Consider the following 17,007-nt stretch of genomic DNA (forward strand, 5'->3'; position numbering starts at 1 on the left):
TTCTTTTATCTTTATCATAGTCTATAATTTTCATTTATGAACTTATATTTCATTACGGTTAATCTTTTCTATTTCTTGTCTGTTTGCTAGTTTCACTTTAACAGTCTCTCGCTTATCAGATGATATATACATATAAATAATAGGTAATATAAATAAAGAGAATACAACACCTATTAGTAATCCTGATGATATAACAATACCTATACATTCGCGGCTAACAGATCCTGGTCCTGTAGCCACTACCAAAGGAAGTACTCCTACAATCATAGCAGTCACAGTCATTAATATTGGTCTAAGCCTCAAAGAAGATGATCTAATAATAGCTTCATATTTATTTAACCCTTTTTCTAATTGCAATTTATTAGCAAATTCAACGACCATAATCCCTTGTTTTGATATTAAACCAATTAGTGTAACTAAACCAAGTTGCGTATAAATATTTAAAGAAGCCCAATCTTTACCAAAGAATTGTCCCAGATATAATGGAATTAAGGCTCCAGATATGGCCATAGGTACCGTAATAAGAATAACCAATGAATCTCTGAAACTCTCAAATTGTGCAGAAAGGGCTAAGAAAATAAGAATAACAGCAAATCCAAAAGCAATCATCATAGTATTACCATTCTGAATAAACTGACGAGCACCTCCAGAAAATGAATATGAAAATCCTGCTGGTAAGTCGTTACCTATCATCTTTCTAATATAGTTTATAGCTTGACCTTCTGACACTCCTGAACTTAACATTGCAGATACCGTAGCAGAGTTTAATTGTTGGAATGTATTTAAAGTTAATGGTTCTCCAACTGTTTTAAAATTAACTAACGCAGACAAAGGAACCTGTGAGTTAAACATATTATCTATTTTATCAGATTCTATATATATGTTTCCTAACTGCTCATTTGTTAACATTTGCTCTCTTTTAAGCTGTGGTATTACTTCAAAACTATAGCCTTTTAAAAAGAAATAATTTATATATCCTCCAGCGTATGCATTCTGTAAAGTCTCAGCAATATCTGACATAGTTATTCCTAAACTTCCTGCTTTCTTTCTATCTATATTTATATTAGTTATTGGATCATCAAAAACTAAGTTACTATTTACAAATGAAAACAGGCCACTTTTTTTCATTTTTTTAATAATATTATTTGTAACTTGGTTAATTGATTTATAATCACTTGTACTTTGTATTACCAATGCGACATCAGGGCCATGTGCAACTCCTGGAAGAGACGGAATCTGCCAACTAAAAGGGACAACCCCTGGAAGCTCATTTAATTTGGCTTGAAGTAATTTTTGAGCATTTTGTTGAGAAATACTCCTTTTACTAGAAGGTTTCATAAAAAGTCCTCCAGCCATAGACTGAGGACCACCTAATACTCCATCTAAAGTAAATGAATATTTTACTCCAGGTATTTTAGCCTCAACTTTTCCAAGTAAAGAGCTAAACTTCTTTAAATAATTAATATTTGCTGCTGAAGGAGATATTGCATTTATACCAAGAAAATTCTGATCCTCTGTTGGAGCTAATTCAGTTTTTATTCCTTGTCCCATTACAAAGCAACTAATTAAAACAACTATAGCCATTACAATAAAAGCCGGCTTAATATCTAATGCAACTGTCAATGCCTCTTTATAAATAAAAGCCAACTTATCAAATATGTGATTAATAAATTTAGCAAACTTAGCTTCTGAAGAATTATCTTTTAGAATCTTTGAGCATAACATTGGAGATAAAGTATATGCAACAATTCCCGAAATCAATACTGTTCCCGCCAATGAATAAGCAAACTCTGTAAATAGTTGTCCTGTGAGACCACTCATCATACCTATTGGAGCATAAACAACAATTAAAGTAAGACACATTAATATTAGCGGTGTAGCAACCTCTCGAGCTCCTTTAACTGTAGCTGTAAATGGAGCAATTCCTTCTTCAATATAGCGGTGTATATTTTCTAGCACTACAATAGCATCATCTACAACCAGTCCTATAGATAGTATCATAGCAAGTAATGTTAAAAGATTTATTGAAAATCCCATCATTTTCATCAAGAAGAAACTTCCTATTAAACATAATGGTATAGATATAATAGGTATTATTACTGCTCTAAATGAACCTAGAAATAAGAAGATTACAAAGGCTACAATAATTATTGATTCTATTAATGTATAAATTACATCATTAATAGAATCTTTAATATATACCGTACTATTATATGCTACAACAAGATTTAAACCATTTGGAAGAGTTTTTCTTATTCCAGGAACACTTTTTACTAATCGATCAACTACTGTAAGAATATTAGCGTCTGGTGACACAACAGGGCCCACAAGTATAGCTGGTTTACCTTGAAATTCAACATCTTTTTGGTAATCCTGAGGTCCAAGCTTAACCTTAGCTATATCTTTTAATCTAATGATTTGATTCTTAGATTTTTTAATAACTATATCACTATATCCTTGCGCCGTAGAAAGACTTGTTTTGGGATTCAAAACATAATTTAAATATGGGCCTTGAATTGTTCCGCCAGCAGAGATTAAACTATTTGATGCTATAGCCTTGTTTAGATCTTTTGGTGAGATTCCATACTCTGCCATCTTATCTTTATTTGGAAAAATTCGCATTGCATAAGGCTCACTCCCCCACACATTAACATCAGATAAACCTCCTTGAGCACGTAGTTTTGGAACTATTGCTGCATTTATATAAGCAGATATTTGAGGAATAGTCATAGACTTACTAGTAAATGCTAACACAAAAGGAGGAAATGATGCTGCAGGATGTAATTTTATAGTTGGCGAATAAGCATCATGAGGAAGTTTATTTAAAACAGCATTTACATTTTGTACAACTTCTGACAGCACAGTATCAGGATCCTTTCCTAATTTAACATATACGGTTATTGTACTTTCTCCTAATGCAGACTCAGAAGTCATATAATCAACACCTCTTGTTGCACCTACAGAAGCTTCTATTGGTCTTGTTATAAAAGCTTGTATTGTAGAAGGGTTAGCACCTGGATAATCTGTTGTTATAGTAATATTTGCAGTATCTAAAAATGGATATTGTCTTACTTGTAATGTAAAGTATGCTCCAATTCCAACAACAATAATCATTAAACTTATAGCTATTGAGAGTATTGGTCTACATATAAAAATATCAATAAATTTCATTACATATCACCTTGAGTATAAATATCATTATTAAACTTAACATCTTTATCTAACATAACATCCATACCTTTATGAAGCTTATTTTGACCTGAGGTAACGATAACGGTATTTGGTTTTAACCCCTTCACTAAAGCTAAGTTATTACGAGTTTCTAAAACTTTAATATTAACCTCTCCAACTTTGTATAAAGTTTTATTTGTTTTTATAATATTACCCCCACTCGTATAGATGGCTTTTTTAGGTTTTCCGGATTTATTTAATTCAGGAGTCAACGTTAGTATAGATTCACCATATAATGAGTAAGCTATCGCATTTCGTGGCACAACAATAGATTTTCCTTTACTAGGAAGGTTTATATGTACATCTAAAAACATTCCTGGAACTATATTATGTTTAGGATTCTTATAACTTGCTCGAACAAGAATTGATCTATTTGAGTCATTAATAAAAGAGTTAACAGCAGTTACTTTAGCTCTAAATTTTTTATTAGGAAATGCATCAGTAAAGAAATCAATATTTTGCCCAATTTTTACTAATCCAACCTTTTTCTGTGGTACAGAGAATTCAATATAGATTGGCGATATTTTTGTAAGTGTTGCAGCATTATCACCATTATTAAAATATTGTCCTAAGTTAATATTTCTGATACCTATTTTACCATCAAAGGGAGCTCTAATCTCTTTAAAGTTAATTTGAGATTCAATATTTCGAACTTCTGCCAAAGCAGATAAATAATCTGAATCGGCCTTATCTGCTGACTCTTTTGATGTAGCTCGTTGCCTAACAAGTTTATTATAACGATCAGCAGTTATCTTAGTAAGTTTCAATTTTGATATTGCTTTTTCTAAATTTGCTTCTAACTGACTTGTATCTAATTTAAAAAGCAAATCACCTTTCTTTACTTCTTGGCCACTCTTAAAATTGATTTCACTAACAATTCCACCAGACTGTGAAGATATCTGTGTTGATTCAGGAGCCTGAGCTTCACCAATCGCACTTATATCTTGTTTCCATTTAGTCTCTTTTATTGTAGTAAATGTTACATTTGGAGGCTCAGGGATAAAAGATGCTAGCCTATGATTAGTTAAAGCCTGCATGAATTCTGCTACGCCAAAAATTAACCCAAAAAGAATTATAGGTACTACAATAACAAATATAGCAGCTATTTTCCTATTTTTTAATTTAGGAATTTGCCTTTGAACAACTGATAATCTCAAAATTAAATATATAATCCCTATGGTAAGTCCTATATTTCCAAGTATTAACCATATGAGTATTAATATGATAATTATACAAATACCATAGATTTTCTTATTAGCTTTAATTTTGTCATTAAATGTTCTGAAATATTTTTTATAATTAATCATTTTATCTAATTGTTTTTTTTAATTTAAATATTATGTATTTATCAAAATATTAAGCTCTACAAAAGCTTACATTAATAAATTCATATGCACTTGTGTATTATTTGAAGAATTCTCAGGATATGGTGAACTTATGCGACATAAGCTGTCACCAACACTTATAGAGAACAGAATAAATGTAAGTATTAATGAAATATTAATTTTTTTCATAATATACTCTCTTACAGAAATTTTTAATAATTCAATATTTTAAGAAAAATATAAATGCCTTAATAGAACGTATCTAGACTTTTTATATATGATAATGGACATTTTATAAGATATGCTTAAAATTTAAGTTACGCGTTTTTTAATCTAACTTGATTATAATTAGATACGATCTCTTAATTTAAACTCTCTTGGGGTTAATCCAATTATATTTTTAAAGCGCTTAATAAAAGCACTCTCACTCGAGTACCCTAATTCATGTACTACTTGTTTATTACTAGCACCTTCAGAAAGTAAAGAAATAGCCTCTAAAATTTTTACTTTTTGCTTCCATTGCTCAAAAGTCATACCAACATGTTTTTGAAATAATCTAGTCAAGGTCTTACCACTCATAGCAAATTCTTTAGCTACATCTTCAAGTAAAAGAGGCTTCGATATATTATTTATGATATATTCATAAATAGATTGTATATTTTTATCATTGGGTATTGATAATTCATAATGCTCTAGTTGATTAACCTCATGTAATAGATCAACTAATACCCTTGTAATATTTTCCTCTTTTATAGAGTTACCTTTTAAAACTAAAACTTTACGAATTAACTCATGAATTAAAGAAGTAACCGAAAAAACTTGTACGCTATTAGGTAAATTTTCTAATTTATCTACATTAAAATACACGTTGTAAAAACTAACAATACTCTTGCTCAACGCAGTATGTGGTACATTACTAGGTATCCATACAGCATTTCCTGGAGGTATGATAAACACTTTATCAGAAACTTGAATTTCTATTACTCCTTTTGAGCAATACATTAGCTGGCCATGAGTATGATGATGAATATAATCAACTAGCGGTTCACCACTATGCTTAAAGCCAAAAACATAAGAAAAACCACCTTCCTTAGGATATCTATCTTCTAACATTCATATGTCCATAATTACCTATAAAATGTCCATAATTAAGATATTATTTCATTTATTTATTTTTTACAATAAATTTATATTAAATTAATTACAAGTGAAGTTACTTATGTTTGCATTAGTTTTATTTATTTATTTTATTGGTGGGATTGTTACTGGGACACTATCAGCATGGATCGGAGCTGGAGGTGGAGCTATAGTTATTCCATTAATGCTAATTGTATGTAAATATCAAGGTATCTCACATGAAATAGCTATTCACTTAGCAGTTTCAACATCATTAGCATTTATAATGATTAATGCTCTTTATAACTCGTACAAACATTATAAACATAATCATTTGGTGACTAAAATATTAAAGAATGCCATACCTGCGATTTTCATTGGTGCAATACTTGGGACAATGCTTAGTGAAGTAATGCCCGCAAAGGCTATTGAAGTTTTGTTTGCAATAATCTTATTGGTAAGTCTGATTAAAACATTCCGCTTTAATCAGACTATTGTAAACTCTAAAATAATAATGCCATCTAGACTATCTTGTACTTTTTTAGGTGGTGCTACTGGTTTATTGTCAAGTATTGTTGGAATTGGTGGCTCAAGTATTGTTAACCCATATATGAAACATTATAACTATCCAATGAAAAACTGTGCTGCTATGGCGGCTGCAACAGCTGTTCCTGTAGCTTTAATAGCAACTATTACAATGTTAGTATCAAGCTATCATGCGCTTGGAATACCTGCATATAGCTTAGGATACTTATATTTACCTGCTTTCTTAGGGCTGCTAGTTGGCTCAGTTATAGGAACCCCAATAGGAATTAAGCTTGTTAAGATATGCCCAGAATCAGCATCCTTATGGTTATTTAGATTTATTCTAATATATGTAATCATCGACATGCTTTTATAAATTGATATATTTTAACCTCTTCTTATACTAAGAATAATTTTTATATCAAAAAATCCATGATTTATTTAAAAAAATATGAACCTGTTTAGCATATAAGTATCTTTTAGGAAAATAATGCTAAATAATCCTCATAATACTTTTGTGCTGAAACCTTAGAACCATCAATTAACTTAATATCTTGCTGAGGATGAGGAATAGAAAAAAACGCAAAAGATGACCTTTCTTTAACTTCTTTCTTATCAAGATTAACGCGATGATTACAAGCAGGAAATCTACCTTTACTCCAGTACTCCATAAAATAACCATTAAAAATAGTTACATTATTACTTGGTGGTATTTTCTGCCATTGCCCTTGAGAATTTTTATACTCTAGACCTTCACTTGTCCCAAAAGGAAAAATTGTAAAAAGAGAAATATCAGTATGCTCAGTTAACCGTAATTTTTGGTGAAGCATATCCTTTTTAACTTCAGGATAGAAATTACATGAAACCATATGAGCCATATCTTTATGAATATCCTCTAGATTATTAAAACTTAAAAGGAAAAGTATATCTTTCTCTATCTTAAAAATCTGTTTATAGATATCAGCCCACTCACTTGATAGAAATTTCTTAAACTCTATAGGAAAATAACTTGGATCATGTAGATTTGATAAAACAAATGTGTGTAGCAGATCAGTTGCTCCTTGATTTGTACTATCTTCTTGACCTAAATATGAATAACCATCAAAACCTTTAGAAAAGTTTTTTTGTAGGTATTGTTGCTTGTATGATTTTTCTCGTAATACAAAACTCTTCAAACATATTGCTAAACTTTGAGAGCTTGATAATACTGGAATATCTGTAACACAATACCCTTCTTTGATTAGTAGATCAAACTGATCTTTAGTTAAGCTCATCAGATAAAATTTTATTTTTATATTTATTGATTAAGATAATATCTAAATAAAGAAAAATTACAATTTATGAAAACAGCAGTTATCAAAGTAGTTTTTACTTTTTCTTGAACTCCATTGGAGTTTTACCTGTCATTTTTTTAAAACGATGAATAAAAGCACTATCACTAGAGTAACCTAGAGCTTGTGCTACTTGTGTCGTAGTAGTTGTCTCTTGAGATAACAATGATATAGCTTCTAGTATTTTCACTTGCTGTTTCCACTGCTCAAAAGTCATACCAACATGTTTTTGAAATAATCTAGTTAATGATTTACTACTCATTGCAAAATTCTTTGCTACCTGATCAAGCAAAAGAGCTTCGGATAAGTTTTCTATAACATATTTATAAATAGATTTTATAATACTTTCATTAGGTATTTCTAGAATATAGTTTTGCTGCTTTGCTAAATTCAATTGGTCTATTAGTACAGTTATTATATTTTTTTGCTCTATCGATAGACGTCCTTCAAAATTACAAATTTCAAGAATTAATTCACGTAATAAAGGAGAGATTGAAATAACCTGTGGTATTTTAGGTAAATTATCTAACTTTTCCTCACAAAAATATACACTCCGATAGTTCACAGGATTTTTACTTAATGTACTATGTGGAACATTACCTGGTATCCATATTGCATTTGTTGGAGGAATTAAAAATACCTTTTCGGAAACTTGTGCTTCTATTATTCCTTTAGAACAATACATCAGCTGTGCCTCTATATGTTGATGACTCCCATCTACAAATGGCGAACCATCATGACTAATACCAAATACTGGAGATTCACTCTTTATAAGGAATGGAGGAATTTTATCAATCATTGAATGTCCACATATAGTTATAAATAGTCCAAATTATTATATTACGCTTAAATTAATTCTTTTACAATCTCCAGCATACTATTAAATTAATATCTCAAGGGAATTAATCATGAAAAAAATTAATATTTTATTAATACTTACATTAATTCTATTTTCTATAAGTATTGGCGATAGCTTATATCTTATAAGTTCATCATATCCACATCATGCTTTATCAAAAAAAGGTAGCGTACAGATGATGCTAGCAATGTAAAGTATCGAATGTATTGTTAAAAAATATATAAAGCTTAAAATAATAAGGAGAGTATTATGAAAAATTTTTCAAAATTTACAACAGATTATCAAGTTATTATCGTAGGTTGTGGACCAACTGGTGCAGCAGCAGCTATAGAACTAGGCATGCAAAATATAAAAACTTTAGTTATTGAAAAATATAATAATCCTTTACTTAGTCCTAGAGCTCAATATCTTAATTCAAGAACTGTTAGCTTATTAAAACGCTGGGGAGTTTTCGATAAATTATCAAGTCAAACTCTTCTGCGTAAAGACTTCCCTCAGGATGTTGTTTGGCAAGCTAATCTAAAAACAAATCCTATTGCTACTGGCAGTCTAAAATCTGAAGGATTGCGAATACCTCTATATATTACTGAAAATATATTACGAGAAAGACTTTCTGAGTTTTCATCTGTAACTTTACTAAAAAATCATGAAGTTGTTGATATTGAGGTATCTGAAGATACAACAAAAGTATCTGCTATAAATAAAGATAACCTACATTACTCATTCTCGTCAAACTATGTTATTGCATGCGATGGAGCAAATAGTATAGTGCGCCAAAAATGTAAGATTCCTTTTCTAGAGCTAGGTCCTAAAAGGCAAATGCTGAGCATCTTATTTAAAGCGAATGATCTAAAATCACAAATTAAGAAGCTTTGTATGATGCACTTATGCCTAACTAAAGATGGTGCTTCAGCAATTGGGCCTATAGACCTAAGAGCCAAAGAGGAAATATGGTATGCACAAATCCAATATCCCGATAAAGAGCTTCCGTCAAAAGAATTAGCAGGTGAAATACTCGATGAGGTTGCTGGACTAAAAATTGATAAAGAGATAATGAACTACCACTTATGGCAAATGCAAGTACAAATAGCCGAGTACTTCTCTTATTACCAAAAAATATTTTTAGTTAGTGATAGTGCTCATGCCTTTGCTCCTACAGGTGGGCTTGGTTTAAATACAGGCTTTGGAGATATTATAAACCTCTGTTGGAAACTTGCAGCTGTAATTCATAAACAGCAGAACTCTAATATCCTATCAACATATGAATCTGAACGTAGACCTGTTGCTATACGCAATCTACATACTGCCGAACAAAATGCTCAAGATAGAATACTTGTAAAAGATAATATTCAAAAACTTGCTGAAATTTCAGATAAACAAGTTAATGCTAGACATCTAACCCATGCTTATACTTATTTATATAGCAGCCTCACAAAACTAAATAGGTTACAACCTCTAGATGATATAAAGAGAAATGATGACTACATAGCTCATGTAGATCCTGGGTATTTTCTTCCTGAAATCTTTATTGATAATAAATCAATTTATGAGGTTTTATCTCGCACTCAATGGAGTTTACTAGTTGTTGGTGATCATAATATAGATACTAATCTACCAGAAGAAATTTGTATATTAAGGCTTCCTGAAAATACATATTCCCATAAATATATTCTGCTTAGACCAGATTGGCACATAAGTGCAACTTTTGAAAATCTACCAAAAAATATATCTTTACCTTACAATCAAATCTTTTAGCCTTGTTTTAAAAAACTGATTTATATAGTAGATAATCCTCTTTTATCTATCAACAACAAAATGTCTATAATTATTCATAAATAGTCTAATTAATGATATTAGGCGCTAAGTGATTACTCTAAAATATACTGTACATGATTAGCTAAAGTTCTTAGAAAATCATGAGAACCAAATTCGCTTTAGGATCTAATTTTAGTTCTATTTCTATAAAAAATAATGGTTCTAATAGTACATATAGATATAGCGAATAAATAAAAAAATATAAAAAGCTATCTACATAGATATTCGATCAAAATTTACCTAAATATAGATAGCTGAAAATAAGAAATTCTAAATATCAAGGAGCATCCCATGAAGAAATATATACTAACATTGGTTATTAGTCTAGCTTCACTTCTATTAATATCAACAAACGCTTTTGCAGATGCTAGTATTGTAAATAACTGTAACCTTAAAAAGTTTCAAATAGTTACAAATCTATATCAGTATTTTAACTCTACTAAATTTAATAAGCCTCAAATAAAAGATTTCAAAAATTTCTTTAACCCTAGTGTTAGAATGACTACAAATGATGTAATTTTAGCAACAGGATACAATCAGTTTGAAAAGCACTTTATTTTGCTTAACAAAAATATTAAAGAAATGCATTTTAGTAACTTCAACTATTTAAGTCAAAACAGTCATAATTTAATATTTAAATACCAAATAAATGGAAAATATCAAAATAACTCTGACTTTAAAATTGTTGAAATAGCATCTTTTAACTTTGATAATCAGTGTCGTATAGATAACTGGAATGAGGTTGTTTCTACAAACCAACCTTTTGATATTAACAAAATAGAAGTTAAAGATTAATCTACAGAAATTCTTTTATACTTAATCTTCGTAATCGCATCATACTTATCACCAAGACGACGCTTCTTATCTTCGATATAAGCATCATAGTTACCTTCAAACCAAACTACCTCACTATTACCTTCAAAAGCAAGCATATGTGTAGCCACACGGTTTAAGAACCATCTATCATGCGAGATAACCATAATACAACCAGGGAAAGCCAAAATAGCCTCTTCAAGTGCTCTTAGAGTCTCTACATCTAGATCGTTTGTTGGTTCATCAAGTAGGATAACGTTACCGCCACTTCTAAGTAGTTTAGCTAAGTGCACACGGTTTCTCTCACCACCAGACAATTGAGAAATATATTTCTGCTGATCTGCACCTTTGAAATTAAATCTACCTACATACTGACGTGATGGGATTGTATATTTACCAACAGTGATTACATCTAAACCATCTGCAATCTCTTCCCATACAGTTTTATCATCATCTAAAGCATCACGAGACTGATCTACATAAGCTAGATTTACAGTTTCACCAAGCTCTATTTCACCACTATCAGGAGTTTCTTGACCTGTTATCATCTTAAAGTATGTTGATTTACCAGCACCATTAGCACCAATAATACCAACGATAGATCCTGCTGGAACTTCCATATTTAAATGATCAATAAGTAGTCTATCATCAAATGATTTAACAATATCTTTAATTTTAATTACATTTTTACCAAGTCTTTCTCCTGGTGGAATATATAGTTCTTGAGTTTCATTACGCTTTTGGAACTCTTGTGAGCTTAGCTCATCAAACTTAGCAAGTCTTGCTTTTGATTTTGCTTGACGTCCTTTAGCATTTTGTCGAACCCACTCTAACTCATGCTGTAAAGCTTTACGATGCGCAGTTTCACGTTTTTCTTCCATCTCTAGACGCTTCTCTTTTTGTTCTAACCATTCTGTATAGTTTCCTTTAAATGGAATACCTTCACCACGGTCTAACTCTAAAATCCACTCAGCAACATTATCCAAGAAATATCTATCATGTGTAACAGCTACTACAGTTCCTTTGTACTCAGCTAAGAATTTCTCAAGCCATGCTACAGACTCGGCATCTAAATGGTTAGTAGGTTCATCTAAAAGTAGAATATCAGGAGCTGATAGTAGTAGTTTACATAAGGCAACTCGACGTGCCTCACCTCCAGATAGTTTAGTAACATCCGCATCCCAAGGTGGTAGACGAAGTGCCTCTGCAGCAACTTCTAGCTTACGCTCTATTTCCCAAGCTCCAGCAGCATCTATAGCATTTTGTAGCTCACCTTGCTCTTCAAGAAGTTTCGCCATTTCATCATCAGACATTGGCTCACAGAATTTCATACTGATTTCATCAAACCTAGTAAGCATATCTTTTAGATGAGAAAGAGCCTCTTCAACGTTACCACGCACATCTTTAGTTTCATCAAGTTTTGGTTCTTGTGGTAAATAACCTATTTTTACACCTTTACGCGGAGCTGCTTCACCGACGATCTCAGTATCAAGACCAGACATGATTTTAAGTAGTGTTGATTTACCAGAACCATTAAGACCTAGTACACCAATTTTTGCACCATCAAAAAAAGATAAAGAAATATCTTTTAGGATATATTTGTTAGGCGGCACAACTTTACCAACCCTATGCATTGAGTATATATATTTTTCAGCCATGAAAATTATTTTTTGAAATTTTAAGATAAGGAAATTATAGCAGATATATAATATGTCTCTACAATATAAAGACTAAGAAAATAAAATATACCTAAATATATCTGTTATAAAATATTATAATGTGCTTTAAATATACTGAAATATCTTTTATTAAAAATAACCAACAAAGTAAGGAAAATTAATGAAAAAACTAACTATCGCAATCTCAAGTATATTGCTTTCAACATCAGTCTTTGCTGCTAACAATACGAGCTCTAACCAATCGTTTTCAGCTCAACAAAAGGAGGAAATTGGCAAAATTGCAGAACAATACATATATGAACATCCAGAAATAATAATCAAAGCAGCTCAAGAAATTCGAAATAAACAAATACAAGCTCAACAAAAATCCATGAATACTGCTGTAGTTAGTAATGCCAAGAAACTTTTAAGCACAAAGACAACGCCAACCTTTGGTAATAAAGATGCTAAAGTAGCAGTTATTGAGTTTTTTGATTACGAATGTGTCTACTGTCATAAAGAAGCCCCAGCTATCAAAAAATTAATGGATAATAATAAAGACGTTAAATATGTATTCCAGGAGTTCCCTATTTTTAGTAACCATTTCACAGGATCTAAACTAGGTGCTGAAGCAGGATTTGCTATATATAATCTGTACGGAACAGATAAATATATGCAATTCCATAATGAGTTATTCCTAGGTAAGAATGCTAATAAAGACGAAGGAAGTCTAAAAGATGAAGATATATATAATGTTATTAAATCTATAAAAGGAGTTGATCTTAATAAAGTTAAAGAATATATGAGAAAATCATCTCCTAACCTAATATCTAACTCTATGGAATTAGGTGGAAAATTAGGAATACAAGGCACCCCTGGTATTATTATTATGCCTACTCAAAATGCTAATCCATCAAATATTAGAGTAATCCCTGGATATGCTCCTTTTAATATACTTCAACAAAAATTAAATGAAGTTAAAGCTCTTACAAAATAGCTAAGAAGCTCTACAAAAATAATAAATAAAACTACTTTATAAACTACTTTTCACAACCAATATACTTAATAGATTTTTCATTATTTTAAAAACTTTTCTTTAGTTTGTTAGTTTATAAAAGTTTTCAATCATTTTATCAGTTAATTTCATGAGTACATCTTCAGTATAATGATACTTTGAATAATGAATCTGTATTTGTAACATATCATCAAAAACAATAGCATGATATTCTAGTAAGTACTTTATTTTACACATATCATTATATGATATTAATGACTTACCCCATATATCTCTAGAGCGATCTCCTTTTACAAAATTTGATTTTTCATGGGCTTTTTCACTACTAAATACATTAAACATCGTTTTAAATAATTTTCTCTCATCTGCTGGATTTTTAAATATATATTTCCTCAAAAGGCTAAAGTCTCTTCCTTTAGAAACAATCTCATTAATATGCTCTCTACTTCTAGTAGTATCCTTAGATGAAACTTCATTAAAATTTACACATACTGGAACAGAGCCATTAAATGCTCCCATTGTGCTGTAAAAAGTTTCTCCTATCTCAAAGGCTGGTATATTTCTATGATTATAGGTCAAATGAAAAGCAATATTTTTATTAATATCAATATTAAATACTTGATAAACGGCCTTAACGAAAGATATAAAAAGAGCATGTTCTATATTTATATTAGCTTTTGATATATTTAATTTGAAATTTATAAGTTTTTCGGCCCTATCACTATTATTTAAATCATAACTATGTTTCATTAAAGTAGAAAATAAAAATTCTCCATTCGTAATCTCTTTCTTCCACTGCAAGTAAGAGTTTCTTTTGCTCTCTATACTTGCCTTTTCTAACTTATCCATTATCAAACTATATTTATATAATGAAGTATCTAATTCATTATTTCTAATATTAGTATATAAATACTCAAACATCTGGTTATAAAACAGATCTATAGAGTGTGCATCAAAAAAAATATGCGGGCCATTAAAAACTATTAGCGAATGTCCAAGACTGTCAAAATTCTTATAATACCCAATAGCAACCGTAGTTCCTCCAAAAATATTAAATTTGGTTAACTTTGAGGTTCTTTTTTTTATTTCTATTATTTTCTGACTCTGCTCCATTTCATCAAAGTCATAGAAATCAAACTTAAAATCATATATATCTGATTTTTTAGTTTGAAAAAACTTATTATCTTTTTTATAAACTTTAAGCTGCATAGATAAATTTTTAGCTATAACATACTTTGTTGAGTTATAAATATCTTCAGGAGAAAAACTATCTGAATATATATCAAAAATACCCATAGCATAGAAGTTATTAATATATTCTTCATAAAAGCTTATTAATCCCTGCTGTACAGAAGTAACTTGAAAATCTTTTAATTCATTCTCTACTAAAAACTCATTGTTTGAGGATGCGTCTTCTACTAGCTGTTTTATTGATAATAGTCTATATAAACTGCTAATCTTAGAGTTTTTCATAAACTCTTTTATAGTGATTTTTTTATTAAGTGTTTTCTCTACTTCAATAATTAATTCTAATGCTCTTAGTGAGCTACCTCCAAGTTCAAAAAAATCTGCATTCTCACTACAGATAGTATCCACCTTTAATATATTTTTCCAAATATCAACTATAGGTAAATATTTAGAATTTATATCTTTATACCTTTTTACCTTATGAGATTTTATGAGATCTAATCTTTTTGATAAGTACTTTTCTTGGACTTTTTTTCTCAATATTTTTCCCATTTTGCTTAATGGAAAATCTAAACTCTTAATAAAAACAATATCATCAATATTTATTAACATCTTATTATAAATATCTCTTCTGACTTTATTTACTAAAAAAGAAACTTCATTGGCTTTAATATCTTTTACTGACTGTACTATAACAATTCTTTCGGTAAGATCATTATCCAAATATGAAAAAGCAACAACATATTTATCAAAACCTCTATGAGCATCACAAGAGATATTTTCTATATCTATAGGATAGTGCTTTTTACCATTTTGAACAATAACCTCTTTTTTACGGCTTGCTATGTATATTTGATTGTTCTTGATATAACCAATATCACCCGTCCTAAAGAATTTTTTACTTGTTGATGGCTCTATATAAAATAAATCGTCCATATTTAAGGAGCTTTTGTTATATCCAATAAAACCTCCTATTACTACGATTTCTCCAGGTTCGCCTTCACTACATACTTTATTGTTATCATCTATAATTAAAACCTCTTTACTTTGTAAAGGTTTACCAACACTAGCATTATAAGATTCATCTGATTCAATCATACTTGCTGGTGATGTTGCTGAAATAAACCCTGCCATCTCAGTCATCCCATATGAAGGACAAAATGATTCAAATAAAAAACCTTTGTGTTTAAACTTCTTGTAAAACTCTATTAGTGTTTTTTTCTTTACTATCTCACCGGCAACAACAGCAACTCTTAAACTTGATAAATCAATATCTAAATCATCACCTGTATAGTTAGTACATAAGTCATAAATAAAATTCAAAGCTCCTAAGAAGTTGATCTTATATTTTGATATTATTTCTACTAAATAAGATGGATTTGCTAGTATTTCATCCGTATCAACCTGATATAAGCTTGAACCTATAGATAATGGTAAAAGTAAGCTTGTTGCTAAGCCATATAAATGAGAGTATTTGGACCATAATAGACAATTATCTTTAGGTAAGACATTCCAGATATCTCGGCTTTCATTTATATTTTTAAGAATACTCTCCTCACTTAAAATAATACCTTTAGGTAAACTTGTCGAGCCAGAAGAGTATTGTATTAAAGTCCCACTCTCTTTCTTAATTTCAACAGGCAATTCTACTTGTCTATTTAGTTCTTTGAAAGAAATTAGTTGACAATCTATTTTAGTGAATTTAGAAACATCAGTATCATCACAGATCAGTACGCTAGATTTACTATCGGCGACTCTTTCTTTAAGCTTGTCACAATAATTATCTAAACTCTCCTGATCAGTTATTTTCTCATAAATAGTAACCGTATTTCCAGCTAATATAAGCGCTATCAAAGCTGAAGTAAAATTAATAATATCTGTAGTTAATACACAAACATTTTTTGTTTTAATTTCAAAGTTACAAATATTTTGATAACTATTACATACCTTATTATATAGCTGATTATATGTAATAGATTGTATGACATTTTTATCTTTTAAACGACAAATTGCCAACTTATCACCATAAGATAAAAAAGATTTATGTAATTCATAGAAGTTTCTATTAGTCATTAAACTCTCCCTGTGTATTTTTTATACTACCTAGAATTTTAAACTTCAGATAATATGG

At 30.1% G+C, this 17,007-nt stretch carries 13 protein-coding genes; 5 read left to right on the forward strand and 8 right to left on the reverse strand.

From position 1 onward, the window contains the following. Positions 1 to 42 precede the first annotated feature (42 nt). The 4 genes from F3D62_RS05795 to F3D62_RS05805 form a co-directional block, all read right to left on the reverse strand. The gene (locus F3D62_RS05795) at positions 43 to 3,171 is read right to left on the reverse strand and encodes an efflux RND transporter permease subunit (protein ID WP_150467298.1); all 3,129 of its coding nucleotides are present in this window, start codon (positions 3,169 to 3,171) and stop codon (positions 43 to 45) included. Beyond that, positions 3,171 to 4,538, reverse strand: a complete 1,368-nt coding sequence (locus F3D62_RS05800) for an efflux RND transporter periplasmic adaptor subunit (protein WP_150467299.1) — start codon at positions 4,536 to 4,538, stop codon at positions 3,171 to 3,173. Before F3D62_RS05800 ends, F3D62_RS05795 begins: the two co-directional genes overlap by 1 nt. A gap of 66 nt (positions 4,539 to 4,604) precedes the next feature. After that, positions 4,605 to 4,745 (reverse strand): hypothetical protein, encoded by a 141-nt coding sequence (locus tag F3D62_RS12730; RefSeq protein WP_191092545.1) that lies wholly within the window; start codon positions 4,743 to 4,745, stop codon positions 4,605 to 4,607. 159 nt (positions 4,746 to 4,904) lie between these two features. Next, positions 4,905 to 5,669, reverse strand: coding sequence for an AraC family transcriptional regulator (locus tag F3D62_RS05805; protein ID WP_150467300.1), 765 nt, complete (start codon positions 5,667 to 5,669; stop codon positions 4,905 to 4,907). Between the two features lie 106 nt (positions 5,670 to 5,775). Between F3D62_RS05805 and F3D62_RS05810 the strand changes: the two genes are divergently transcribed. Further along, positions 5,776 to 6,573, forward strand: a complete 798-nt coding sequence (locus F3D62_RS05810) for a sulfite exporter TauE/SafE family protein (RefSeq protein ID WP_150467301.1) — start codon at positions 5,776 to 5,778, stop codon at positions 6,571 to 6,573. Positions 6,574 to 6,676: 103 nt separating this feature from the next. On the opposite strand, the gene F3D62_RS05815 is transcribed toward F3D62_RS05810, so the two are convergent. Together F3D62_RS05815 and F3D62_RS05820 are read right to left on the reverse strand one after the other, a co-directional pair. Then, positions 6,677 to 7,471 (reverse strand): 2OG-Fe(II) oxygenase family protein, encoded by a 795-nt coding sequence (locus F3D62_RS05815; protein WP_150467302.1) that lies wholly within the window; start codon positions 7,469 to 7,471, stop codon positions 6,677 to 6,679. 94 nt (positions 7,472 to 7,565) lie between these two features. Beyond that, positions 7,566 to 8,327 carry an AraC family transcriptional regulator gene (locus F3D62_RS05820; protein ID WP_150467303.1) on the reverse strand — a complete coding sequence of 254 codons (762 nt, stop codon included), beginning with the start codon at positions 8,325 to 8,327 and terminating at the stop codon, positions 7,566 to 7,568. A gap of 109 nt (positions 8,328 to 8,436) precedes the next feature. Here F3D62_RS05820 and F3D62_RS12735 point away from each other — a divergent pair, with 109 nt between their 5' ends. The 3 genes from F3D62_RS12735 (at position 8,437) to F3D62_RS05830 (ending at position 10,997) form a co-directional block, all read left to right on the forward strand. After that, a complete protein-coding gene (locus F3D62_RS12735; protein WP_191092546.1) occupies positions 8,437 to 8,580 on the forward strand; it encodes a hypothetical protein in 144 nt (47 codons plus the stop codon). 56 nt (positions 8,581 to 8,636) lie between these two features. Continuing rightward, on the forward strand, positions 8,637 to 10,142 hold the full coding sequence (locus tag F3D62_RS05825) for an FAD-dependent monooxygenase (RefSeq protein ID WP_150467304.1): 1,506 nt from the start codon (positions 8,637 to 8,639) through the stop codon (positions 10,140 to 10,142). Positions 10,143 to 10,493: 351 nt separating this feature from the next. Beyond that, positions 10,494 to 10,997 carry a hypothetical protein gene (locus tag F3D62_RS05830; RefSeq protein WP_150467305.1) on the forward strand — a complete coding sequence of 168 codons (504 nt, stop codon included), beginning with the start codon at positions 10,494 to 10,496 and terminating at the stop codon, positions 10,995 to 10,997. On the opposite strand, the gene ettA is transcribed toward F3D62_RS05830, so the two are convergent. Next, positions 10,994 to 12,673 carry an energy-dependent translational throttle protein EttA gene (gene ettA, locus F3D62_RS05835; RefSeq protein WP_150467306.1) on the reverse strand — a complete coding sequence of 560 codons (1,680 nt, stop codon included), beginning with the start codon at positions 12,671 to 12,673 and terminating at the stop codon, positions 10,994 to 10,996. The genes F3D62_RS05830 and ettA overlap by 4 nt on opposite strands. A gap of 181 nt (positions 12,674 to 12,854) precedes the next feature. On the opposite strand from ettA, the gene F3D62_RS05840 reads away from it, so the two are divergent. After that, the gene (locus F3D62_RS05840) at positions 12,855 to 13,670 is read left to right on the forward strand and encodes a thioredoxin domain-containing protein (RefSeq protein WP_150467307.1); all 816 of its coding nucleotides are present in this window, start codon (positions 12,855 to 12,857) and stop codon (positions 13,668 to 13,670) included. Positions 13,671 to 13,769: 99 nt separating this feature from the next. Here F3D62_RS05840 and F3D62_RS05845 read toward each other — a convergent pair whose 3' ends face one another. Next, positions 13,770 to 16,949, reverse strand: coding sequence for a non-ribosomal peptide synthetase (locus F3D62_RS05845; protein WP_150467308.1), 3,180 nt, complete (start codon positions 16,947 to 16,949; stop codon positions 13,770 to 13,772). Positions 16,950 to 17,007 lie beyond the last annotated feature (58 nt).

Origin of the sequence: Francisella sp. SYW-9 (assembly GCF_008711465.1) — a bacterium.
Classification (GTDB): domain Bacteria; phylum Pseudomonadota; class Gammaproteobacteria; order Francisellales; family Francisellaceae; genus Francisella.